Here is a 22,170-nt window from a genome sequence, read left to right on the forward strand (position 1 = left end):
GGGAACCCCCCGTCCGGAGTCACCAGCTACCCCCCGCTGCTCGGCGTCGCGGACGTGAAGGGGTTCGAGGCGCACGCCGAGGCCGTCACCGGGTCCGGGCTCGACCTCTCGTCGTCCTCTCCCGCCGCGATGCGACTCACCGGCGTCGGGGGCAACGGGTCCAACAGGCTGAACGCGAACTCGGAGGTCTCCTGCACGTCGCGCCGGTCGACGCTGGTCGGCGAGGGAGCCACGGGGACGACCACCGTGGGAGGCGCAGCGGCCACCGCCGGCGCGCGGTCCGACGGGAACGCCGGACCGGCCACCGATGCCCAGAACGTCGACGTGGCCACGGCGACCGCGAACCGCCCCCCGCTCTCCTTCACCGCGACGACCTCAGGGAGCACGGCCCTGCAGGGGACGGCGTCATGCACCGCCGACGCCACCACGACCGCCGCGACGCTGCCGTCGGAGACGGGCCAGGCCACCTCGACGTCGGGCCGGGCGATCCAGGTCAACACGGCCGCCGCGGCCCTCCCGAACCTCACGCTGCCGCTGGGCAACATCAACATGGTCGAGTACTCGGCCACCTCCGCCTCCCACTCGGCCGCTCAGACCCAGCCGAGCGCGCGCCGGATGAACGTCACCGCGACCCACAGCACGGAGGACATCCGGCTCGTCCGCCCGCAGACGGGTTCGGTGCTGTCCTCGCTGATGCCGGACGGCCTCGTCCGGGTCCTGCCGTACGAGTCGTCGGTCTCGGCGGTCGCACACGCCGGAGGCGGACAGCCCTCGTTCAGCCCCGACGCGTCCAAGCCGCTACGCATCCAGGTCTGGGACGGCAACGTCTCGGGAGTGATCTCCGGCTCGGACGGCAACGCGCTGGTCTGCGCGGCGGCCAACCGGGCTGGCAACTACTGCCAATTCACGCTACCGGTCAACGTCGACGCGACGATCACCGTCTCCCGCACCTTCTGCGCCGACTCGATCACCGTCCTGGGGCTCTCGACCTGCGTGCTCAACGCGACCGTGGACACGGTCGTGACGCTGAAGCGGCCCGTGACCCAGACGTTCAGCCCCGACGGTGGGATAACCCAGGTGTACAGGGCGACGTACGCCCCGGCCCGCGTGGTCACCCGACTCACCCTGCGCGACAGCCTGAACGTCGTGCAGACCGACCTGCGGTCGACCCTCGACCTCGGCCGGGTCGACGCGTGCGCCCGGTACGGGAGCTTCCCCGGGGGGTGCGGGTCTTGAGCCGGTCGGAGGAGGGCTGGACGCTCGTGGAGCTGATGGTGGCCGCTTCGATCTCGGTCGTCCTGCTCGGCCTGCTCGGGACGACCCTCGTCTCGGGGCTCACGACCATGCGGATAGGGTCCCAGCGGTCGACCGCCCTGCACGACGGCCGCGTCACGATGAACCAGATGCAACGTGACCTGCGAGGGTCCAACGGGTTCCAGCTCTGCCCCGCGACCGCCTCGCAGCCGCTGAGTTCCTGCGCGCTGGTCGTCGTCCAACCGCCTGCGCAGAACCCGCAGGCGCCGCCCGCCGACCAGACCGTGCGGTACAGGCTGGCGGGGCGGTCCCTGCACCGCGATTCGGACGACGGCACCGGGACGTTCCCGAGCAGCCGTCTCGTCGCGGACGGCGTAGTGAACCTCTCGCAGAGCCCCGCCGTCCCCCTGTTCCAGTGCGTGGCCGGCGGGAGCCTCCTGCAGGTCAGGATCCGGCTCGTCATGCGGGCGAACGACCCCAAGGACGCGCCATACGAGATCGCCACCATCGTCCGCCCCCGCAACACCTACCAGCCGGCGGGATGCTGATGCGCAGCCTCCCCATTATCCGCGGCGTTCCGCGAGCCGACGAGGGTCAGGCCATCGTGGCCGGCGTCGCCATCTCCTTCGTGCTGGCCGTCGTCATCGGATCGCTGCTGGCGCTCGCGGTCAGGTCCGACAACGCGACCACGCGCGACCGCAGCCGGACGCAGGGAATCCAGTCCGCCGAGGCGGGCGTGAGCCACGTCCTGGACCAGCTCCGCGGGTCCTCCCCGTGCGTCCAGGACATCGGGTTCGGCGCGTCCGGACCGCAGACCGTCCTCAGCGGCAAGAAGGTCGGTCAGTACCAGGCCGTCGTACGCCTCCCCGCGAACGCCGGACAGCGCACCCTCCCCTCGGGGGCCTGGAACCCGAACTCGGCCTCCTGCACGACGCTGCCCGCGGGACAGCAGAACGTCGTCGTCACCGCCTGGGGGTACGGCCCGTCGCAGGACTCGAACAACAAGGAGCTGCGCAGGCTGGACGTGACCGTGCGCCTGACCCCGCTGACCGGTTTCCGGTACACGTGCTTCTCCGGCGGGTCCACGCCGAGCCAGACGCTCTCCACGACGAACAACTTCATCGTCCAGGGAGACTGCTACACGGCGCAGGCCCCGATCTTCGGCGGCAACCCGAACACGGACTTCACCGGCACGTTCACGACCCCCGAGAGCTTCACCAGTCCCAACGTCCCGAGCTGGACCCTCAGCGGGTCGGTCGTGGCGGGCAAGGCGGTCCACCTCCGCGACGGACACGTCGTGTCCGGCAGCCTGACCTCGGCGACGAGCTCGGTGACGCTGGGCTCCAACGCCAAGGTCCTGAAGGACGTCATGGCCGGGACCGCTATCAACATGGGCAGCGGGGCCACCATCTCCGGGAGCCGGTGCCCCGCCACCGCGACCTCGCCCGGGTGCCCGAGCGCGCCCCCCACCGTCCTATCGCTGCCGACGCTGTACTGCGCGGCGACCAACTTCAGCTGCTGGCAGCAGAGGTTCCCCGGCATGCAGGTCATGACCGCGGCCGCGCTCTCGACGCACCTGAAGACCACCCACCGCAACAACCTCCAGGGTTCGTTCTACGTGAGCGACGGGGCGACGAACGCCCTGGACCTGCAGTGGGGCGGGGGCTCCTCGGCCACGGTGACCGGTCCGCTCACGGTCATCTCGCCGGGCAAGATCAACCTGTCCGGGACGCTGCAGACCCCATCCGCGGGTGTCCCGAACGCCTGCACGTCCGGGGGTGCGTCCACCTGCCACGTCTCGTTCGTCTCCCTCGTGTCGAACACGTCGAGCGTCGGTATCGAGGTATTCACCCCTCGCTTCACGGCCAGCGACACGATCTCGATGCTGCTGTACACCACCGGCACCCTGGCCGCGACGAGCGGCGGCACGAACCCCTTCAGCTATCGCGGGGTGATGTACGCGACCCACCTCGACCTCCGATCGAACGGGATGAGCTTCCAGCGCTCGCAGGACCTGATCGACTTCCCGCCTCCGATCGTCGACTGGTACAACTCGGCCTCCGCCGGGTACGTCGCTCAGCCGCTCTCGTGGCGCGAGAGCCCCCCGACCCCACCGGTCTAGCTACGATTGGCCGGTGATCCCGGTCATCCGCCCCCCGCTCCCGGAAGGCATCGAGGTGCTGGACGTGGAGCTCTTCGGCGCGTCGGACCTGTCCTGCAGCTACATCGTCCACGCCGCGGAGCCCGCGCTCGTCGAGACGGGTCCCGCGACCGTGTTCGATCGGGTGAAGGCGGAGCTCGAACGTCGACGGGTCGAACCGAAGCACATCGTCCTGACGCATATCCACCTCGACCACGGCGGCGGAGCCGGGCACGTGTCCGAGCTATTCCCCGACGCGACCGTCTGGGTCCACGACGTGGGGGCCCGCCACGTGGTGGACCCGTCCCGGCTCGTCTCGAGCGCCCGACGGCTCTTCGGCGACGCGCTCGACGTTATGTACGGGGAGCCCGAGCCGGTCCCGGAGGAGCGGCTCAGGGCGGTGGACGAGGGGGACGTGATCCCCCTGGGAGACCGGGAGCTGCGCGTCCTGTACACGCCGGGGCACGCCCGCCACGAGGTCACCCTGTACGAGCCGGACGCCCGGGTCGCGTTCATCGGCGACTCGGCCGGCGTGTTCATAGGCGATGTCCAGAAGCCGGCCACCCCCCCACCCGAGTTCGACCTGGAAGCGGCCCTCGACTCGATCAACCGGATAAAGGAGCTGAAGGCGGACGCCATCTGCTTCACCCACTTCGGTCCGGCGAGCGAGCCGGCCCTGGACCGCGCGGCGCAGGACCTCCGGACGTGGGACTCGATCCTGCGTCCCCTCGCGCTGGGCGGGGCCAGCGACGAGGAGTGCCTGGCCGCCCTCGACCACCACGTGCCGTCGTTCCCGGGAGACGACGGATACCGGGAGAAGGCCCGCGCGCTCTCGGGGGCGCGCAACTCGATGCTCGGGTACCTCCGGTACTACCGCAAGACGCTCCTGGAGTCCTAGGCGCGGCCTCCCAGTCCCAGCCGCCGGTCCGCGACGTCGAAGAAGTCGGGGTCCTCCGCGTAGATGGCGTCCCACCAGTCCCGGGCCTCCGCTCGTCTCCCCGAGCCCTCGAGCGCCTCGGCGAGCACGTACCAGAGACGGAGGTGGTACTCGAGGACGGGCTCCGGGTCGACCGGTCCCCTCTTCAGGACCTCCACCGCCTGCTCGTGGCGGTTGAGGTCCATGAGGGCCCCGGCGGCGACCACCAGCGCCTCCACGTACACCTCGGGCCCCACCTCCGACGGGGTCAGCCCTTGCAGGATCTCGAGCGCCTTCTCGGGGCGCCCGAGAGCGCGCTCGCAGTCGGCGTAGATGTGATCCTCGTCGCGCCGGTCCGACATCCGCCTGTAGGCGGCCAGCTCCCGGGCCGCCTCGCGCCACCGCCCGAGCCGGTAGTAGGCGAGCCCGAGCATCTCCCGCACGGTGGCCGACCTGGGCGCGTGCTGCTTCGCTTGGTTCGCCAGGGTGAGCGCCTGCGCGTAGGAGCCCTCCTCGTATGCCTTGGCGGCCGCGGCGATGAGGTCCTTCGTCAGGCCGGCCTTCCCGAAGTGAGCGACCTGCTGCAGCTCGGTCGCGATCTCCTTCGGGAGGTCCTCCAGGTCGCGTCCGGGGACGGGCCGGGGGCCGGGGCCGCGGTCCATCAGGTGATCCGGACGAAGCGGCGCCGTCCGACCTGAAGGACACGGCCCCTCAATGCGTCCGGGTCCACCGCCTCGTCGTCGAGCGGCTCGCCGTCCGCCTTCACGCCTCCCTGGGAGATGAGGCGCCGGGCCTCCGTGGTGGACGGTGCGAGGCCGACCTCCTTCAGGAGCTTCGGGAGGTGGACCCGTCCGTCCTCGCCCAGGCACCCCGCGGGGACGGCGGCGGACGGGACGTCATCGGGGACGGAGTGGCGCACGAAGACATCGTCGAACCGGCGTCGGGCCGTCCCGGCCGCCTCGGCTCCGTGGTATAGCGCCACCACCTCCTGCGCGAGCCGCCGCTTGGCCTCGGCGGGGGCCGTCCCCGCGAGCAGGACGTCCACCTCGTCGTCGGGCAGGTCCGTGCACAGGCGCAGATAGCGGTCCATCAGGTGGTCCGGGATGCGCATCAGCTTCCCGAAGATCTCGTCCGGGCTCTCGGTCACCCCGATGTAGTTTCCCTTGCTCTGCGACATCTTCTCCACGCCGTCCGTGCCCTCGAGCAGGGGCACGGTCAGGAGCGCCTGGGGGCGCTGGCCGTGCGCGATCTGCAGGTGGCGCCCGACGTGGAGGTTGAAGAGCTGGTCGTTGCCCCCGATCTCGACGTCGGCCTCGACGGCCACCGAGTCGTAGCCCTGCAGGAGCGGGTAGAGGAACTCGGTGACCGTGATCGGGTTCCCCGCCGCGTACCGGTTGGCGAAGTCGTCGCGCTCGAGCATCCGGGCGACCGTGTGCTGCGAGGCGAGCCTGAGGAGCCCCTCGACGCCGAGCGGCTCGATCCACGACGAGTTGTAGCGGACCTCGAGCCGCTCGGTGTCCAGGATCAGCCGGACCTGCTCCAGGAGGTTGTCGGCGAAGGCCCGGACCTCGTCCGCGGTCAGCATCGGACGGGTCTTGTTCTGCCCGCTCGGGTCGCCGATCCTGGCCGTGAAATCACCCACGATGAGCACCGCCGTGTGCCCGAGGTCCTGGAACGCGCGCAGCTTGCGCAGCGGGACGGCCCACCCCAGGTGGACGTGGGGCGCCGTGGGGTCGACCCCGAACTTCACGCGGAGACTGCGTCCGGACCCGAGCGCCTCCCGCAGCTCCTCGGCCGGGACGACCTGGGCGTGGCGGGACAGGATGGACCACTGCTGCTCGGGGGGGACCGAGGGCATGAAGATGTCCTCCGAGGTCGTCGGCGTGTGGTTCAGTATAGGAGTGACTTCCACCACCCGACGTCCGTGTCGGCGCGCGCACGCCCGACTGGCCTCGGTCCTGGCTCTCCTGATGCTGGCGACGGCATGCGGGGAGCTCCAACCGCTCACGACCGAGGAGGCGCTCGAGCGCCTGAACGTCGCGACGACGAAGGTCTACGCGGCCGACCGCAGCCTGATCGCCGACCTGCACGGGGAGATCAACCGGGAGATCATCCCCCTCGACGAGATCCCGCAGCACGTCCGGGACGCGGTCGTCGCGATCGAGGACGAGCGTTTCTGGCGCCACGCCGGGATCGACGCCCGCTCGATCACGCGGGCCGCGGTCTCCAACCTCGGGGAGGCCGGGGAGGAGAACGCCCAGATCCAGGGGGGGTCCACCATCTCCCAGCAGCTCGCCAAGACCCTCTACTTCCCGGACCCGGAGCGCACCGTCCAGCGCAAGCTCGCCGAGGCCCAGGTGACCGTCCAGCTCGAGCAGCGGTACGAGAAGCGAGAGATCCTCGAGATGTACCTGAACACGATCTACTTCGGACGCGGGGTCTACGGGATCCAGACGGCGGCCCGCTCCTACTTCGGGAAGGAGGCGAAGGACCTCGACCTCCCGGAGGGCGCCTTCCTGGCGGGGATCATCAACCAGCCCGCCCGTTACGGATGGACGTCGACCGACGCCCCCGAGCGTCGATCCCAGCGTCAGGAGGCTGCCCAGCGCCGACGCGACACCGTGCTGAGCCGCATGGAGCAGCTGGCGATGATCACGCCGGAGGAGGCCGCGGCCGCGAAGGCGAGCCCGATCGAGCTCGCCGACCCCACCGAGGCCCGCTGGCGCTACCCCTACTTCGTCGACATGGTCCTGCGCCAGCTCGGGGTGCTGCGCAACAGCCGGCATCAGCTGCTCGACGAGAGGTTCGACTTCCTCGGGGCGACGTTCGAGGAGCGCTCGAAGAACGTCTACCGGGGGGGTCTGCGCATCTACACCTCCCTCGACCCGGCCGCCCAGACGGCCGCCGAGGAGGCGGTCGCATCGGTCCTCCCCGAGAAGCTCGACCGGCTCTCCGCGGCCATGGCCGCCGTCGAGCCCGGCACCGGCTACGTCCGGGCTCTCGTCGGCGGCCGGGACTACTACCCCGAGGGGTGCGGGGAGGACGAGGAGCCCGACCGGCACGTCTGCCGGCTATCGAAGGTGAACCTGGCCCTGGGCGACTACGGCGGCGGGTCCGGGAGGCAGCCCGGCTCGTCGTTCAAGCCGATCGTGCTGGCCGCCGCGTTGGAGCGCGGGGTCACCCTCAACAGCCACTTCAGCGGGGGTGAGTTCACCCACCGCTACAAGGGCGGGACGTGGCGGATCCGCAACTACGAGGGGTCCTCGGGCGCGAGCAACCTCATCGAGGCGACCGTCCACTCCGTGAACGCGTCTTACGCGCGGCTGGAGATCGACGGGGTCGGCGAGGGGGACGCGCTCACCGGCTCCCGTCGCGTGGCGGACATGGCCCGCCGGATGGGGATCCCTTTCCCCACCCGGCAGCAGGTCCAGGCCGCCTGCGGCTCCAACTTCGGCAAGACGGGGGGATGCACGCCGGCCGACGACGTTCCCGCCATCGCCCTGGGAGCCAAGGAGGCATCTCCCCTCGAGATGGCTACGGCGTACGCGACGTTCGCGAACGACGGGGTGGCGGTGCCGCCCACCGCGATCGTCCGGATCACGGACGCGGCCGGGAAGGTCCTCTACGACGCGGCCGAGGAGAACGAGCGCCCCGAGCGGGCGATGGCGCCGGGGGTCGCCCGCGCGGTCACCCACGTGATGCAGCAGGTGATCCAGCGGGGGACGGGGATCAGAGCGCGCCTGGGCCGCGACGCCGCCGGCAAGACCGGGACCTCGCAGCAGTGGCGGGACGCGTGGTTCGCCGGCTACACGCCGGACCTGGCTGCCGTCGTGTGGGTGGGGAACCCGATCTGTGGACGGGGCGGGTGCGAGGAGATGACCCCGGCGAACGGGTACCCGTTCCGGATCGTCGGGGGGAGCTTCCCCTCGATGATCTGGCAGTACTTCATGACGAAGGCGCTCGAGAACATCCCGGCGACCCGGTTCCCGCCGCCGCCCAGCACCTTCTTCACGTCCAACCGGTCCTCCACTCCCCCGCCGGTCGCTGACGTGCCGGGCGTGATCGGGCTGGACCGGGACCAGGCGATCGACGTCCTCACCGGGGCCGGGTTCAGCGTGCGGGTGTCCGAATGCCTGGCTCCCGGGCGTCCGGAGGGGATGGTGGTGAAGCAGACGCCGTCCGCGGGCTCCCAGGCTTCCGGCGGCTCCACCATCACCATCTGTCTCGCGGTGAACGAGCTCCCGCTGCAGGTCTCGCCTCCACCCGGAGCCCGCACCCCGGCCCCCTCGGCCGGACCGGGCCAGCCCAGGGCCACCCCGGAGCCGCCCAGCGACGGGACCGTCCCCAACGTCGTCGGCGAGTCCTCCGCTCGGGGATCCTCCATAGTGAGGCAGGCTGGGTTCGAGCCCGTGCTCGTGCGAGACTGCGACCCCAGCGGTAGCAGCGAGGCCGGTCGGATCTGGCGTCAGAGCCCCGGGGGCGGGAGCACGGCCAGGCGCGGCTCGAACGTCACGCTGTGGAGCAACCCGGCCGGCTGCTAACGACGGCTGACGGAGGGCGAAGCGATCCAGTAGCGCCACCGACGCCCGTCGTCGCGCGTCAGGCCCACCCGCGGTCCGCTCCTGACCTGTTCCGCGGCTCCCCCAGCGCGGATCGTGAGGGGACCGCGGGTCAGTTCGACGCCGTTGTGTTCACGTCCCACGCCGAGGGCCCGGCACAGACGTCCCGGACCGGACATGAGCATGTGGTCCGGCAGGCGGGGCGGGAACCCGCGTGCCCTCATCTCCTCGATACCCCACATCGGTTCGGCCGCCCGCAGCAGCACCCCGCTGCCGACCCCCTCCGGACCGGTGACGGCGTTCATGCAGTAGTGCATCCCGTAGGTGAAGTAGACGTACGCGATGGCCGGCCGGCCGAACATGATCCGCGCTCGCCCGGTCGGCGCCCGGTCCGCGTGGGAGCCGGGGTCTCCCGGACCCCCGTAGGCCTCGGTCTCGACGATCCGGCCGCCCACGCGTCGTCCGCCCACCCGATGGACGAGCAGACAGCCGAGCAGGTCCTGAGCGACCTCGCATACGTCCCGCTCGTAGAAGGACCGCGGCAGCGGTCGTGGGATAGGCTCGGCCACGGCGCGTCATGATATCGGGGCCGTCGGAGGGGAGGGGTGAGATGGTCGTAGCCAGGAAGGCGCCACCTACCGAGACGAACCCGTACGCGGCCGTCACCCACTTCTTCGACCGGGCGGCGGACCTGCTCGCGCTCGAGGACGAGATGCGCGACGTGCTGCGCACGTCCTACCGGGAGATCGCCGTGCAGGTGCCCGTCCGCATGGACGACGGGAGCCTGATGGTGTTCGAGGGCTACCGCGTCCAGCACAACGGGGCGCGCGGACCGTACAAGGGCGGGATCCGCTACCACCCGGAGGCCGACCTGGACGAGGTGCGCGCCCTCGCCGCCCTCATGACGTGGAAGACGGCCCTCGTGGACCTCCCCTTCGGCGGCGCGAAGGGCGGTGTCCAGTGCGAGCCGTACATGATGAGCCAGGGCGAGCTCCAGCGGCTGACGCGCCGGTTCGCGCTGAACATCTCCTACATCCTGGGCGTCAACCGCGACATCCCGGCTCCCGACCTGAACACGAACGCCCAGACGATGGCGTGGATCATGGACGCGTACGGCCAGCGGTACGGGTACACGCCCGGGATCGTCACCGGGAAACCGGTCGAGCTGGGCGGGTCGCTGGGTCGTGATGCGGCCACGGGGCGCGGCGTCGTCATCAGCGTCGAGGAGACCGCGAAGCTGCACGGGATCGCGCTCGAGGGGACCACGGCCGCCATCCAGGGGTTCGGCAACGTGGGGTCGTGGGCTGCGAAGCTGATCGCGCCGCTCGGGGTGAAGGTGCTGGCGGTCTCGGACGTGCGGGGCGGGATCCACGACCCCGGCGGCCTCGATGTGGAGGCGCTGCTGCGCCACCAGCGGGAGACCGGTTCGGTGGTCGGTTTCCCAGGCGCGGACCCGATCTCGAACGACGACCTGCTCCTGCTCGAGGTCGACTGGCTGATCCCGGCGGCGCTCGGGGGGGTGATCCACGACCGCAATGCCTCGAAGGTTCAGGCGCGGTTCGTGGTCGAGGCGGCGAACCACCCGGTCACCCCGACCGCAGACGAGGAGCTCGTCGACCGGGGCGTCGTGGTGATCCCGGACATCATGGCCAACGCGGGCGGGGTGACCGTGTCCTACTTCGAGTGGACGCAGAACATCCAGCAGTACCGCTGGCCCGAGGACCGGGTGAACGGGGAGCTGCAGCGGGTGATGTCCACGATGTTCGCCGACGTCCACGCGTTCCGGCAGGCCCACGAGTCGGACGGGATGTCCTGGCGCGAGGCGGCGTTCGGGCTGGGCGTCGAACGCGTGGCCCGGGCGGCGCGGCTCCGCGGCTACGTCTGACGACGCCGTCGCACCGACGCGGGGGAAGGCTGGGTCCGGACGAGTCCCCCGATCAGCTCCCGGTGCTTCGCCAGGTGCCTCGAGAGCGTCGAGACCTGCCGCTTCACCGATGCGGCGGACGGACCCCCAGGCGTGGTGCGTCTCTGGACCGCGGCTGCAGGCTCGAGCAGGGCCAGCGCCTCCCCCTGGGTGAGCGGGTCCATCGCGTCGGGCTCGGCCTCCAGCGCCTCCCTCAGGGAGCCAGGTCCGCGGGCGAGGCGGGCGACGCGTTCGTGCGCGGTCCTGAACGGCACCCCGCGACCGACCAGCGCCTCGGCGAGGTCGGTGGCCAGCTGGGCGTCGTCCGAGCACGCGGCGGCGAGCCGCTCGGTGTCGAACCCGATCTCGGAGACGAGCCCCGCCATGGCCGTGAAGGCCGCCTCGACGGAGGCGAAGGCGTCCCCGAGGTTCTGCTTGTCGGCCTGGAGGTCGCGGTCGTAGGCCAGCGGGAGCCCCTTCGTGACCAGTAGGAGGCCGACCAGCGCGCCGGCCGCCGTCCCGACCTGGGCCCGGGCGAGCTCGGCCACATCGGGGTTGCGCTTCTGCGGCATCATGCTCGACCCGGTGGCGTAGCGGTCCGGGAGCCGGACGAACCCGAACTCGGTGCTGGACCATAGGACGAGCTCCTCGGCGAGCCTGGACAGGTGGCTCCCCGCCATCGTGGCCGCGTACGCCGCGTCGCACAGGTAGTCGCGATCGGAGACGGCGTCGATCGAGTTGCGGAAGCGCTGCGAGAACCCGAGGGCTTTCATCCCGACGGCCGGGTCGGTCCCGAGGGTGTTCCCGGCCAGGGCGCCGGCGCCGAGCGGGCTTACGTCGGCCGCCCGGTAGGCCTCGCGGAGCCGGTCGGCGTCGCGCAGGAAGGCGAACCCGTGGGCGGCGAGCCAGTGTCCGATCGTCACCGGCTGGGCGCGCTGCAGGTGCGTGTAGCCGGGGGCGAGGGTCCGGACGTTCTCCCCGGCCCGGGTCGCTATCGCCTCACCCAGCTTCACGACCGCCTCCCACACCGCGAGGACCTCCCGCCTCGTGCGCAGCCTCATCGCGGTGGCGACCTGATCGTTGCGGGAACGGCCGGCGTGCACCTTGGCTCCCAGGGGTCCGAGCGCGTAGGTGAGGAGGCGCTCTATCGCGGAGTGGACGTCCTCGTCGGTCTCGTCGATCAGCTCGGGATGGCCGTGGAGCTCGGAGAGCCGGTCCAGCATCGACCGCGCCTCCTCACGCGTCAGGACCCTCGCGTCCTCCAACGCCCTGACGTGCGCCATCGTGCCCACGATGTCGTCCGGCCACAGGTGGCGGTCGTGGGGCAGGGAGTGCAGGAACCTCCACGCCTCCGGAGCGAGCCCTCCCGGGATCCTGCCCTTCCACAGGGTCAACTGCCCGCGCCTCCCCGCTGCGCCCAGACCCGGACGGGGAGCGACCACAGGGTGATGAACCCGGCCGCGGCGTCATGGCGGAACGCGTCCCCTTCGGACCCGTAGGTGGCGAGCTCCGGGCTGTAGAGCGCGCGCTCCGACCTCCGCCCCGTCGGGCGGGCGGTCCCCTTGTGCAGGCGCAGCCGCACCTCCCCCGTCACCGCGTCCTGGGTCGAGTCGACGAAGGCGTCGAGTGACCGCTTCAGGGGGGAGAACCACAACCCGTTGTAGACGAGCTCCGCGTAGCGCAGCTCGACCGACTGCTTGAAATGGGCCAGATCACGTTCCAGGACCAGGTCCTCGAGGTCGCGGTGGGCGGTGATGAGCGCGAGGGAGGCCGGCACCTCGTACACCTCGCGGGACTTGATCCCCACGAGCCGGTTCTCGATCATGTCGATCCGCCCCACCCCGTGGCGGCCGGCGAGCTCCTGCATGAGTCGGACGATCTCGACCGGACCGATGGCCTCGCCGTCCACCGAGACCGGCAGCCCTGCCTCGAAGCCGATCACCACCTCCGCGGGCTCGTCGGGAGCCTCCTGGGGTGACAGGGTGAACTCGTACACGTCCTTGTCGGGGGGTGCGGTCCACGGGTCCTCCAGGACCCCCGACTCGATCGCCCTCCCCCACAGGTTCTCGTCCACCGAGTACGGCTTCTCCTTCGTCGCGACTACCGGGATGCCGCGCTCCGCCGCGTACGCGAGCGCCTGGTCGCGCTGCATCCCGGTCTCCCGTATGGGTGCGTGCACGGTGAGATCGGGTCCGAGGGCGGCGATCGACGTCTCGAAGCGCACCTGATCGTTCCCCTTCCCGGTGCAGCCATGGGCTATCGCCGTAGCGCCCGTCTCCCGGGCGACGCGAACGAGGTGACTGGCGATGAGCGGGCGGGAGAGGGCGCTCACGAGCGGGTAGCGGCCCTCGTACAGGGCGTTGGCGCGCAGCGCCGGCCAGCAGAACCCGGTCACGAACTCCTCGCGGGCATCGACGACGACGAGCTCCGACACGCCCGCCGCCTCCGCCCGGACCTCGAGCCCCTCGAGCTCGGCTCCCTGTCCGACGTCGACGGTGAGGGCCACCACGTCGTAGCCGTGGTTCTCGCGCAGCCAGGCCACGCACACCGACGTGTCGAGCCCGCCCGAGAAGGCGAGGACGCACTTGTCGCTCACGATGCTCCTCTCTCGTCCGCCTGCCTGCGTATCCGCTCGGCCAGTCTCCGCCCGCCGGTCCGTTCGTCCGCGACCACGAAGACCGTGTCGTCGCCGGCTATCGTCCCGATCGCGCCCGTGGGCCGTGTCGCGTCGATGATCGCGGCCACCGTCGAGGCCATCCCCGGGAAGGTGCGGACGACGACCATGTTGCCCGACGAGGTCAGGTCCACGAGGAGCTCGGCCAGGAGGTGCTTGCTCAGTCCCTCCGGGGGCCCGTTGCGGGACGGGAGCGCGTAGACGAACCGATCCCCCTCGTGGCGGCGCACGGCGCCCAGCGCGTCCAGGTCGCGGGACACGGTCGCCTGCGTCACGGTGAAGCCCTGCGCCCGCAGCGCCTGCACTATCTCGTCCTGGGTACCGGTGAACCCCTCCTGGAGCAACTCGAGCAGACGCCGCCTTCGCGACGCCCGGTCGGGAGCGGAGCTGCGGGGCATCAGGAGGCTCCTCCGAAGATCGTCGCGAAGACGGCCGCCGCCGTGTGGAGCCGGTTCTCGGCCTGGTCCCAGACCCGCGACGCCGGACCGTCGATCACCTCGGCCGTCACCTCGTCGCCCCGGTGGGCGGGGAGGCAGTGCAGGAAGACGGCCTCGGGCGACGCTGCCCCCATCAGCTCGCGGGTGACGCGGTACGGCTCGAAGAGGGCCCGGCGGCGCTCGGCCTCGTGTTCGCGCCCCATGGACGCCCACACGTCGGTGTACACCGCGGCCGCGCCCCGGGCCGCCTCCATCGGGTCGTCCGTGAGCAGGACCTCTCCCCCGGCCTCCTGGGCCCACCCCACGACGTCCGGGTCGGGCTCGTACCCCGGGGGGCAGGCGATCCGGACCGGCATCCCGGCCAGGGCGCAAGCCTCGATGAGCGAGTGGGCGACGTTGTTGCCGTCCCCGACGTAAGCCACCGGCACCCCGGACAGCGCCGCCGGATCGGATGCGCAGCACGCCTCGGCCACCGTCATGAGATCGGCCAGCGACTGCAGCGGGTGGTGCGCGTCCGAGAGGGCGTTCACGACCGGGGTCTCACAGACCGATGCGAGCTCCTCGAGCCGCATGTGCGCGAAGGTCCTCATCACCACCGCGTCGACGTAGCGGTCCAGGACGCGGCCGACGTCGGTGACCGGCTCCCGGGTCCCGACCCCGACCTCTTGGTCGTAAGCGCCGATCGGGTGGGCGCCGAGCCGGGCGAGCGCCGATTCGAGCGAGAAACGGGTGCGCAGCGAGGGCTTCTCGAACAGGATCGCCACGGAACGCCCGCGTCCGAGGTCGAGCCGGGAGAAGGGGTCGGCCTTCAGCTCCACGGCGAGGGTGAGGAGCCGGGTCAGCTCGTGGCGCCGGAGGTCGGCCGTCCGGAGCAGGTGCCTCATCCCGCCACCGCCCGCCGCAGGAGGTCGATCCCCGTCTCCGCCTCGTCGTCGGTCAGCACCAGGGGGGGAGCCAGGCGTATGGCCGTCGGGCTCACGTCGTTCACGATCAGGCCGGCCGATAGCGCCCGCTCCACCACCTCGCGCGCCACGGGCTCGCCGAGGTCGAGGGCGAGCAGGAGGCCGTGGCCACGCACGGCTCCCAGGTCGGACAGGCCGCGGCGGATCCTCTCCCCCACCTGCGCCGCCCGTTCGACGAGCCCGGACCGGTCCACCGTCTCGAGCACGGTCCGGACGACCGCGCAGACGAGCGGTCCGCCACCGAACGTCGTGGCGTGGTCCCCCGGCTGCAGGACTTCCGAGTGGGGGTCGTCCACCCACAGGGCGCCGACCGGGAGCCCCCCGCCGAGCGCCTTCGCGAGCGTCACCGCGTCCGGACGGATGGCGAGGTGCTCGAACCCCCACCAGCGCCCTGTCCGACCGACACCCGTCTGGACCTCGTCGCATACGACGAGCGCGCCGTGCTCGTCTGCGAGCGCTCGGGCGGTCTGCGCCCAGGCCCGCTCCACGGGCAGGACGCCTCCCTCCCCGAGAACGGGCTCGAACAGGATCGCGCAGGTCCGTTCGGACACGGCCGCGCGGAGCGCGTCCAGGTCGTTCGGGGGGACGGAGACGAACCCGGCCGGGAGCGGTCCGAACCCCTCCTGCTTAGCGGGCTGCATCGTGGCCGCGAGGGCGCCGTACGTCCGTCCGTGGAACGATCCCTGCACGCAGACGACCTCGAAGCGGTCGGCCTCCCCCGCCCTCCAGGCCCGGCGACGGGCGAGCTTCAGGGCCGCCTCCACGGCCTCGGCTCCCGAGTTGCAGAAGAAGACCGATCCACCCCCGAGACGGCCGGCAACCGCCTCGGCGGCGGCCGCGCCCTGCGGGGTGTGGAAGAGGTTGGACGTGTGCACCAGCACCCCCGCCTGCTCGCGTATCGCGGCCACGACCGCCGGGTGGGCATGGCCGAGGACGTTCACCCCGATCCCGGCCAGCCAGTCCAGGTAGCGCCGTCCCTCCGTGTCGTACAGCCACGACCCCTCGCCGCGTTCGAGGACGACGTCGAACCGCCGGTAGTTGGCCATGAGAGACGACATCAAGAGGCCTCCACCATCGTGCCCACGCCGCGGTCCGTGAAGATCTCCAGGAGCAGGGCGTGCTCAACCCGTCCATCGAGGATGTGGGCGCGTTCGACCCCGGCTTCCACGGCCTCCACGCACGAGGTGACCTTCGGGATCATGCCGGCCGAGAGGGAGCCGCCGGCCAGGAGCTCCCGCAGCTGGGCGGTCCCGACCCGTGAGAGCACCGATCCCGCGTCCGACAGGTCCTCGTACAGCCCCTCCACGTCGGTGAGGTAGACGAGCTTGGCCGCCCCGAGGGCGGCCGCCACCGCGCCGGCCGTCAGGTCCGCGTTGATGTTCAGGGCCTGTCCGTCCGGGTCGAGTCCCATGGGGGCGACGACCGGCAGGAACCCCGCCGCGAGGAGCTCGTTGAGCACCCGGGGGTCCACCCGCTCGACGACGCCGACCAGCCCGAGGTCGGCCCCCGACGGGGCGCTCATCCGGCGGGCCCGTATCAGGTTCCCGTCCTCCCCCGAGATCCCGACGGCCAGGTCGCCGTGGCCGTTCACGAGGGAGACGAGCTCCTTGTTCGTCTTCTGCAGCACCATGCGGACGACGTCCAGCTCCGCCTCCCCCGTCACCCGGTACCCGTCCACGAACCGGGTCTCGTGCTGCAGGCGGGAGAGCATCTCCGAGATCTGGGGTCCCGCGCCGTGCACGATCACCGGTCTGATCCCGATGTGGTGCATGAGGACGACGTCGCCGACGAAGGACCGGATCCGGCCCGGATCCTGCATCGCGTTGCCGCCGTACTTGATGACGACGGTCCGTCCGGACCAGCGCTTTATGTACGGGAGGGCCTCCGTCAGGGTGCGCGCCTTCTCGATGAGGGTGGTGTTCATGTCGTGTAGTCCGCGTTGAACCGGACGTAGTCCGGGCTCAGGTCGCACGTCAGGATTTCCCAGGCGCCGGAGCCCCGCCCCAGCTCGGCCTCGACGACCACCTCGGACGCCTCGAGGGTGGCGGCCGCCTCGTCCTCCCGCCGGGTCTGCTCCCCGCGAGAAGCGAGGAGGACCCCGCCGATCGTCACGTCGAGCCGATCGGGGTCGAGCTCGAGCCCGGGCGCCTGCCCGAGGGCCTGGGCGACCCGGCCCCAGTTGGGGTCCCCGCCCCATATCGCCGCCCGGAACAGGACGGAGTTCGCGATCTCGCGGGCCGCGACGCGGGCCTGGTCGTCGCTGGCCGCCCCGCTCACCCGTATCCGGATCACCTTCGAGGCGCCCTCCCCGTCCGCCACCACCGCGTAGGCGAGCTCGGCCATCACCTCCCCGACCGAATCCACGAACCCCGCATGCCCGTCGACGTCGGCGCCGGACGCGCCGTTGGCGAAGAGCAGCACCGTGTCGCTCGTCGAGGTGCACCCGTCGACCGTGATCGAGTTGAACGTTGTGTCCAGGTGGGCGCCGATAGCGGCGGCTAGCGTGGCCTTGGACGCCACTGCGTCGGTCGTGATGAACACGAGCATGGTTGCCTGCGCGGCGGCCATGCGCGGACAGATCATCCCGGCTCCCTTGGCCATGCCGCCCACCGTCACGCGGCGCCCGTCGAGATCGAGGTGGCGGACGGACATCTTCGGCCTGGTGTCCGTGGTCATGATCGCCCGCGCCGCCGGTTCTCCGCCGTCGGTCGAGAGGACGGCCGCGGCATCGCCGATGGCGGGGAGGACGCGGTCCATCGGGATCCGCGGACCGATGAGCCCCGTGGAGGACACGAGCATCTCGGCCCTGGACACGCCCACCGCGTCGGCCGCCGCGTCCGCCATCCGTTCCGCGTCCCGCAGGCCCGCCTCCCCGGTGGCCACGTTGGCTATGCCGGCGGACACGACGACGCCCCGGGCCCGCCCGCCTGCCACGCGCGGCCGACACAGCTGGACCGGCGCCCCGGCCACCTTGTTCGTAGTGAAGGCTCCGGCGACGGTAGCGGGCGCGTCGGAGACGACGAGAGCCAGGTCGAGGTCGCCGCTCGGCTTGATGCCGGCCCTCACGGCGGCCGCCCTCCAACCCTGCGCCGCGGTCACGCTCACGGGTGCACCGCCATCGCCTCGAGGCCGCAGGTCTCGGCCAGCCCGAGCATCAGGTTGGCGTTCTGGACGGCCTGTCCGGCCGCCCCCTTGCCGAGGTTGTCTATGGCGCAGGTGACGACGGCCGTCGAGGTGCGCGCGTCGTGTCCCACGCCGATCAGAGCGAGGTTCGTTCCCCAGACCTGCTTCGTCGAAGGCTGTCCGGACACCACACGCACGAACGGTGACCCCCCGTACGCGCGCTCGAGCGTCTCTCGCAGGCGACCCTCGTCGGCGCCGGGAGCGTGGGCGTAGCAGGTCGCGAGCAGGCCCCTGCTCATGGGAGCCAGGTGAGGGGTGAAGGTGACCGGCACCCCCAGCTCCTGCTCGATCTCGGGGGTGTGCCGGTGACGGCCCACCCCGTACGCCGAGTACGAGGCGTCGAGCTCGGTGAACAGGTAGTCGGCGTCTACCTTCCGGCCCGCCCCGCTGATGCCCGACGCGGCGTCCACCACGACCGGAGGGACGGCGAGACCCGCGGAGACGAGGGGCTGCAGAGCGAGCACGGCGGCCGTCGGGTAGCAGCCCGGGTTGGCGATGCCCCGGGCTCCCGCGATCCGGTCACGGTGGAGCTCCGGTAGGCCGTAGACCCACTCGCTCAGCTCGTCGGGAGCCGGGTGGCTCCAGCCGTACCAGGACCCGTAGAGCGTCGGGTCGGACAGGCGCCAGTCGGCGGACAGGTCCACGACCCGGACCCCAGCCGCGAGCAGGTCGCGGCCCCGGACCGCAGCCGCACCGTGGGGCAGCGCCAGGAAAGCGAGATCGAGCTCGGGGGGTGGAGCGTCCATCGGCTGGAGCTCGAGATCGGCCAGGCGGACCAGGTGTGGGGAGACGTCGATGACCCGGCGGCCCGCGTTGGACCCAGCCGTCGCCCAGACGACATCGAGGACCGGGTGACGGTCGAGGTAGCGCAGGAGCTCGGCCCCCGTGTACCCGGAGGCCCCGTAGACGCCAACCCGCACCCGTCGCATATCCATACGCAAGTATGAATATACATGCTGACCGGATCACGGGCGCCCCGAGGTCAGCGGCGGGACGGAGACGGACCGGCGATCGCCTTCCCCGCACCGGTCCCCGGAGAACCGGAGGAGCTCGCGGGTCTCCCGGGCCCTCCGCCGTTCGACGGCTGTCTCGTCGAGCCGCTTCCGCTCGACGGCGGCTTGGACCCGTCGCCTCCGCTCGAGGGGGGCTTCGTGGACCCCCCGCCGCCCTTCGAGGGTGGCTGCGATGACCCGCCTCCGCTCGACGGTGGCTTCGTGGACCCCCCACCTCCGCTCGAGGGGGGCTGCGATGACCCGCCTCCGCTCGAGGGCGGCTTCGTGGAGCCCCCGCCGCCGGTCGACGGAGGCTGCACCGTCCCGCCGCCCGACCGCGGTGGCGCGGATGCGCCTCCGCTCGCGGACCCGAGCGCTAGCGGGGCGGTCCGGGAGCTCGGCTGGACGGCACCGCCCGCACCGGAGGGTGACGGGCGGGAGGAGGTCCGGCGCGCCACCACCTCGCGGTTCAGCCTCTCGACGTGCTCGATGAGACGCTCCACGTCGGCCAGGATGCTGCACTCGGCTCCCGCCACCGCGCAACCGGACACCGCGTCCCCGGCCGAAGCCGCGATCGACGACCTGGGAGCCGGATGGGGCGGGGGCGGACGGTCCTTCGCCAGGCGCAGCAGCCCGGCCCGTAGGTCCGCTGCCACCCGCGGCATCCCCTCGCCTCCGGTCCGGACCCCGACCGCCCGTTCGCAGTCGGCACCCTGTTGGGTCTGGTCCGCCGCACCGCGTATCCGCTCGAGCAGCTCCCGGCCCGGCCACTCCCCGACCTCGAGGCGGCGGAGCCGGTGGGGGTCGTCCGCGCATGTCGCGAGGCGCCACGTGGCTTGGTCGTCCTGGTTGAAGGAGACCGCGAACCTCTCCCTCACCGCGCGGTCGAGGATGCGCGACGTCTCGCGTCCGCTCTGCCGGTCGTCGTACCGTCCGCCGTACGCCCCGAACGGGAAGGCGAACGCGACGGGGGGACGCCCGGCCCGCTCCGTGATGGTCTGGATCGAGACGGAGAGGTCGGACCGGACGCGCTGCGCGTAGCCCTCGACCGTCTCCCCCTCCCCCACAGACGTCAGGGCGGGCAGGGACCGGCCCCCGGTCGTGGAATGCTCGCGGTGCAGATCGGTCGTGTGCGACTGGATGTCCCAGCGCCGCGAGGCGGCGTACGCGGCGAGCTCCTCCCAGGACGAGTAGTAGATCCCGGGTTCGTCCGCCGCCTTCGAGATGGCGAACATGGTGGCCCGCATCCCGAGCTCGGACAGGACGATGTCCCCGTACAGCAGGGCGTCGGTCCGGCCGTCGTCGAAGCTGACCATGACGGCACGGGGTGGGAGCCGGTAGAGCCCGACGGACCAGAGCGCGACCTCCTCGGCCGTCACCGTGTTCATCCCGGCCGCCGCCAGGGTGGACATCTGGTCGACGAAAGCCTGCGGGGAGACGGTGGTCGGCGAAGGACGGGTCCCGACCCCGTGGTAGACGAGGAGCGCGACCGGGCCCTCGTAGGTGGGGGCGTTATGCCGCGCCCAGGCCGTCTCCCGCTCGTCGAGCCCCCCGACCGTGGGTGGCGCGATCGAGGTGGCAGCCTTCGCCCACAGGATCGCTCCCTCGTCGGTGCCGTGGAAGTACGCGCCGAAGGGCAGGGTGGACATCGGGAGCATGAGGAGCCCGGCCACGGCCTGACGGGTCCAGCTGCGGACCCGAGGATGGGCGACGGCCACCCTCGCGGAGGTCCTCGCGGGGCCGTCGGGCTGGGCCGGGAGCACGGTCATCCGGTCGGGGTCGATCCGGTCGTGGTGCACGCTCGAGGCGCGGGTGCCCCATCGGTTGTCCCGCATGGTGAACATCGCCCAGTAGGTCTGGAAGACGAGCACGGTCATGTAGATGGCCACGAAGCTGAGTCCGTGGTGCCACAGGCCGCTGCGGCGCCGGACCGCGTAGTACAGCGAGTACAGGAGCGCCATCGCGTACGTCCCGATCAGGTAGAACCACAGGCCGGTCGTCTGACCCGAGACGACCCGCGCCGCCACCGCCCGGACGACGACGAAGGGCGCCACGAGGGGGAAGGCGATGGATGCGTACGTCATGAGCGCGGCGACCGGGTGCTTGCGCCAGAAGTACCGGCAGACGGTCAAGGACTCCCGCAGCCACGACTTCTTCCAACGCAGCTGCTGGCGGAGGAAAACCCGCAGCGACTCCGGGACGGTCGTCCGCGAGAGCGCTGACGCCTGGTAGACCACCCGCCAGGCCTGCAGGACCCGGTTCGTCAGCGCCCGGTCGTCGCCGAAGGTCGCCGGTCTCCCGAGGAAGCTCTGGAACTCCCAGTCGTCGAGACCCGGGAGGATCGCCGCCCGCCGGTAGGCCGAGCAGCACCCGGACGCGCAGGTGACGCTGCCCCCCAGCAGGGACTCGGTCCCCTTGATCACCCGGAACGCTGCGTAGTACCGCACCTGCTGCATCTTGGTCAGCCAGTTCGTCATCGAGTTCGCCACGTCCGCGTGTCCGACGACCGCGCCGACGTCATCCCGACTGAACGGCTGCACGATGTGGATCACCGCGTCCGGCTCCAGGAACGAGTCGGAGTCGACGAAGACGATGATGTCCCCGGAGGACCGCCTGATCCCCTCGGCCATCGCGCTGCGCTTGCCGTGGTTGCGCCCGAGGTCGACCGCCCCCAGTTCCGGGCGCCCGGCCTTGACCTCGCAGATCACGTCCCAGGTCCTGTCGCTGGACCCGTCGTTCACGACCACGACCTCGAGGAGCTCGGGCGGGTAGTCGACGTCGAGGCAGGAGCGGATCGTCTCGGCGATCCCGTCCTGCTCGTTGAAGGCGGGGATCACGATGGAGACCGTGGGCCGGTACCCCACGTCGGGGACGGGGCGGTAGAAGAGCGAGAAGGCGAACCGGGCCAGGATGTAGACGACCACGGCGACCGAGTAGCCGGCGAAGAGGGGATCGTGGACGACCCCGTGGACGGTGAGGTCCTTCGTCAGCCAGACGAACCCGAGGATGGCGGCCGAGTACGCGAGCAGGATCGGGTGCACCCACCGCCCCCAGCGCGCGCGCGAGTCGCTCTCCTCTACCTTGTGTCTCATCCCATCCCCCGTCTGGTGGCCGCGTCTCCCCCAAAGGTCGGCGCGGTGCACCGGGCCC

General features: G+C 71.5%; 18 protein-coding genes. 6 read left to right on the forward strand and 12 right to left on the reverse strand.

Going from position 1 to position 22,170, the window contains the following annotated elements; all coding sequences use genetic code 11:
* The 4 genes from VM840_04065 to VM840_04080 form a co-directional block, all read left to right on the forward strand.
* Positions 1–1,236, forward strand: a 1,236-nt coding sequence (locus VM840_04065) for a hypothetical protein (protein ID HVL80751.1), incomplete at its 5' end; no start/stop codon positions are given.
* A complete protein-coding gene (locus tag VM840_04070; protein ID HVL80752.1) occupies positions 1,233–1,802 on the forward strand; it encodes a hypothetical protein in 570 nt (189 codons plus the stop codon). The genes VM840_04065 and VM840_04070, both read left to right, overlap by 4 nt.
* Positions 1,802–3,376 (forward strand): hypothetical protein, encoded by a 1,575-nt coding sequence (locus VM840_04075; GenBank protein HVL80753.1) that lies wholly within the window; start codon positions 1,802–1,804, stop codon positions 3,374–3,376. The genes VM840_04070 and VM840_04075 overlap by 1 nt, the downstream gene beginning before the upstream one ends.
* Before the next feature lie 13 nt (positions 3,377–3,389).
* Complete coding sequence (locus VM840_04080; GenBank protein HVL80754.1) at positions 3,390–4,292, forward strand: MBL fold metallo-hydrolase; 903 nt, start codon at positions 3,390–3,392, stop codon at positions 4,290–4,292.
* Here VM840_04080 and VM840_04085 read toward each other — a convergent pair.
* Both VM840_04085 and tyrS read right to left on the reverse strand, forming a co-directional pair.
* Positions 4,289–4,972, reverse strand: coding sequence for a tetratricopeptide repeat protein (locus VM840_04085; GenBank protein HVL80755.1), 684 nt, complete (start codon positions 4,970–4,972; stop codon positions 4,289–4,291). The genes VM840_04080 and VM840_04085 overlap by 4 nt on opposite strands.
* Positions 4,972–6,168 carry a tyrosine--tRNA ligase gene (gene tyrS, locus VM840_04090; GenBank protein HVL80756.1) on the reverse strand — a complete coding sequence of 399 codons (1,197 nt, stop codon included), beginning with the start codon at positions 6,166–6,168 and terminating at the stop codon, positions 4,972–4,974. Before tyrS ends, VM840_04085 begins: the two co-directional genes overlap by 1 nt.
* Between tyrS and VM840_04095 the strand changes: the two genes are divergently transcribed.
* On the forward strand, positions 6,167–8,851 hold the full coding sequence (locus tag VM840_04095; protein HVL80757.1) for a transglycosylase domain-containing protein: 2,685 nt from the start codon (positions 6,167–6,169) through the stop codon (positions 8,849–8,851). The two genes, tyrS and VM840_04095, sit on opposite strands and share 2 nt — an antisense overlap.
* Here VM840_04095 and VM840_04100 read toward each other — a convergent pair.
* Positions 8,848–9,438 (reverse strand): DNA-3-methyladenine glycosylase, encoded by a 591-nt coding sequence (locus VM840_04100; GenBank protein HVL80758.1) that lies wholly within the window; start codon positions 9,436–9,438, stop codon positions 8,848–8,850. The two genes, VM840_04095 and VM840_04100, sit on opposite strands and share 4 nt — an antisense overlap.
* A gap of 41 nt (positions 9,439–9,479) precedes the next feature.
* On the opposite strand from VM840_04100, the gene VM840_04105 reads away from it, so the two are divergent.
* The gene (locus VM840_04105) at positions 9,480–10,754 is read left to right on the forward strand and encodes a Glu/Leu/Phe/Val dehydrogenase dimerization domain-containing protein (GenBank protein HVL80759.1); all 1,275 of its coding nucleotides are present in this window, start codon (positions 9,480–9,482) and stop codon (positions 10,752–10,754) included.
* Here VM840_04105 and argH read toward each other — a convergent pair.
* From argH to VM840_04150, 9 genes are read right to left on the reverse strand one after another with little or no spacing between them, the layout of a single operon-like run.
* The gene (gene argH / locus VM840_04110) at positions 10,745–12,166 is read right to left on the reverse strand and encodes an argininosuccinate lyase (GenBank protein ID HVL80760.1); all 1,422 of its coding nucleotides are present in this window, start codon (positions 12,164–12,166) and stop codon (positions 10,745–10,747) included. The two genes, VM840_04105 and argH, sit on opposite strands and share 10 nt — an antisense overlap.
* The gene (locus VM840_04115; GenBank protein ID HVL80761.1) at positions 12,163–13,368 is read right to left on the reverse strand and encodes an argininosuccinate synthase; all 1,206 of its coding nucleotides are present in this window, start codon (positions 13,366–13,368) and stop codon (positions 12,163–12,165) included. The genes argH and VM840_04115 overlap by 4 nt, the downstream gene beginning before the upstream one ends.
* Positions 13,365–13,844 carry an arginine repressor gene (locus tag VM840_04120; protein HVL80762.1) on the reverse strand — a complete coding sequence of 160 codons (480 nt, stop codon included), beginning with the start codon at positions 13,842–13,844 and terminating at the stop codon, positions 13,365–13,367. Before VM840_04120 ends, VM840_04115 begins: the two co-directional genes overlap by 4 nt.
* Positions 13,844–14,767, reverse strand: coding sequence for an ornithine carbamoyltransferase (argF, locus tag VM840_04125; protein HVL80763.1), 924 nt, complete (start codon positions 14,765–14,767; stop codon positions 13,844–13,846). Before argF ends, VM840_04120 begins: the two co-directional genes overlap by 1 nt.
* Entirely contained in the window at positions 14,764–15,903 is a 1,140-nt protein-coding gene (locus VM840_04130) for an acetylornithine/succinylornithine family transaminase (protein HVL80764.1), read from the reverse strand. Before VM840_04130 ends, argF begins: the two co-directional genes overlap by 4 nt.
* The gene (gene argB / locus VM840_04135; GenBank protein HVL80765.1) at positions 15,903–16,769 is read right to left on the reverse strand and encodes an acetylglutamate kinase; all 867 of its coding nucleotides are present in this window, start codon (positions 16,767–16,769) and stop codon (positions 15,903–15,905) included. The genes VM840_04130 and argB overlap by 1 nt, the downstream gene beginning before the upstream one ends.
* Positions 16,766–17,950 (reverse strand): bifunctional glutamate N-acetyltransferase/amino-acid acetyltransferase ArgJ, encoded by a 1,185-nt coding sequence (gene argJ / locus VM840_04140; protein HVL80766.1) that lies wholly within the window; start codon positions 17,948–17,950, stop codon positions 16,766–16,768. Before argJ ends, argB begins: the two co-directional genes overlap by 4 nt.
* Positions 17,947–18,957, reverse strand: coding sequence for an N-acetyl-gamma-glutamyl-phosphate reductase (gene argC, locus VM840_04145; GenBank protein HVL80767.1), 1,011 nt, complete (start codon positions 18,955–18,957; stop codon positions 17,947–17,949). The genes argJ and argC overlap by 4 nt, the downstream gene beginning before the upstream one ends.
* Positions 18,958–19,010: 53 nt before the next feature.
* Entirely contained in the window at positions 19,011–22,112 is a 3,102-nt protein-coding gene (locus tag VM840_04150; GenBank protein ID HVL80768.1) for a glycosyltransferase, read from the reverse strand.
* Between the last annotated feature and the right edge of the window lie 58 nt (positions 22,113–22,170).

It is taken from the genome of Actinomycetota bacterium, assembly GCA_035540895.1.
Taxonomy (GTDB): Bacteria; Actinomycetota; JAICYB01; order JAICYB01; family JAICYB01; genus DATLFR01.

Excerpts from the sequence above, each read along its gene's own strand:
- VM840_04075 (HVL80753.1), top strand. The coding sequence starts at position 1,802 with ATGCGCAGCCTCCCCATTATCCGCGGCGTTCCGCGAGCCGACGAGGGT.
- VM840_04085 (HVL80755.1), bottom strand. The coding sequence starts at position 4,972 with ATGGACCGCGGCCCCGGCCCCCGGCCCGTCCCCGGACGCGACCTGGAG.
- VM840_04095 (HVL80757.1), top strand. The coding sequence starts at position 6,167 with ATGAAGATGTCCTCCGAGGTCGTCGGCGTGTGGTTCAGTATAGGAGTG.
- tyrS (HVL80756.1), bottom strand. The coding sequence starts at position 6,168 with ATGCCCTCGGTCCCCCCCGAGCAGCAGTGGTCCATCCTGTCCCGCCAC.
- VM840_04105 (HVL80759.1), top strand. The coding sequence starts at position 9,480 with ATGGTCGTAGCCAGGAAGGCGCCACCTACCGAGACGAACCCGTACGCG.
- VM840_04120 (HVL80762.1), bottom strand. The coding sequence starts at position 13,844 with ATGCCCCGCAGCTCCGCTCCCGACCGGGCGTCGCGAAGGCGGCGTCTG.
- argF (HVL80763.1), bottom strand. The coding sequence starts at position 14,767 with ATGAGGCACCTGCTCCGGACGGCCGACCTCCGGCGCCACGAGCTGACC.
- VM840_04130 (HVL80764.1), bottom strand. The coding sequence starts at position 15,903 with ATGTCGTCTCTCATGGCCAACTACCGGCGGTTCGACGTCGTCCTCGAA.
- argB (HVL80765.1), bottom strand. The coding sequence starts at position 16,769 with ATGAACACCACCCTCATCGAGAAGGCGCGCACCCTGACGGAGGCCCTC.
- argC (HVL80767.1), bottom strand. The coding sequence starts at position 18,957 with ATGCGACGGGTGCGGGTTGGCGTCTACGGGGCCTCCGGGTACACGGGG.
- VM840_04150 (HVL80768.1), bottom strand. The coding sequence starts at position 22,112 with ATGAGACACAAGGTAGAGGAGAGCGACTCGCGCGCGCGCTGGGGGCGG.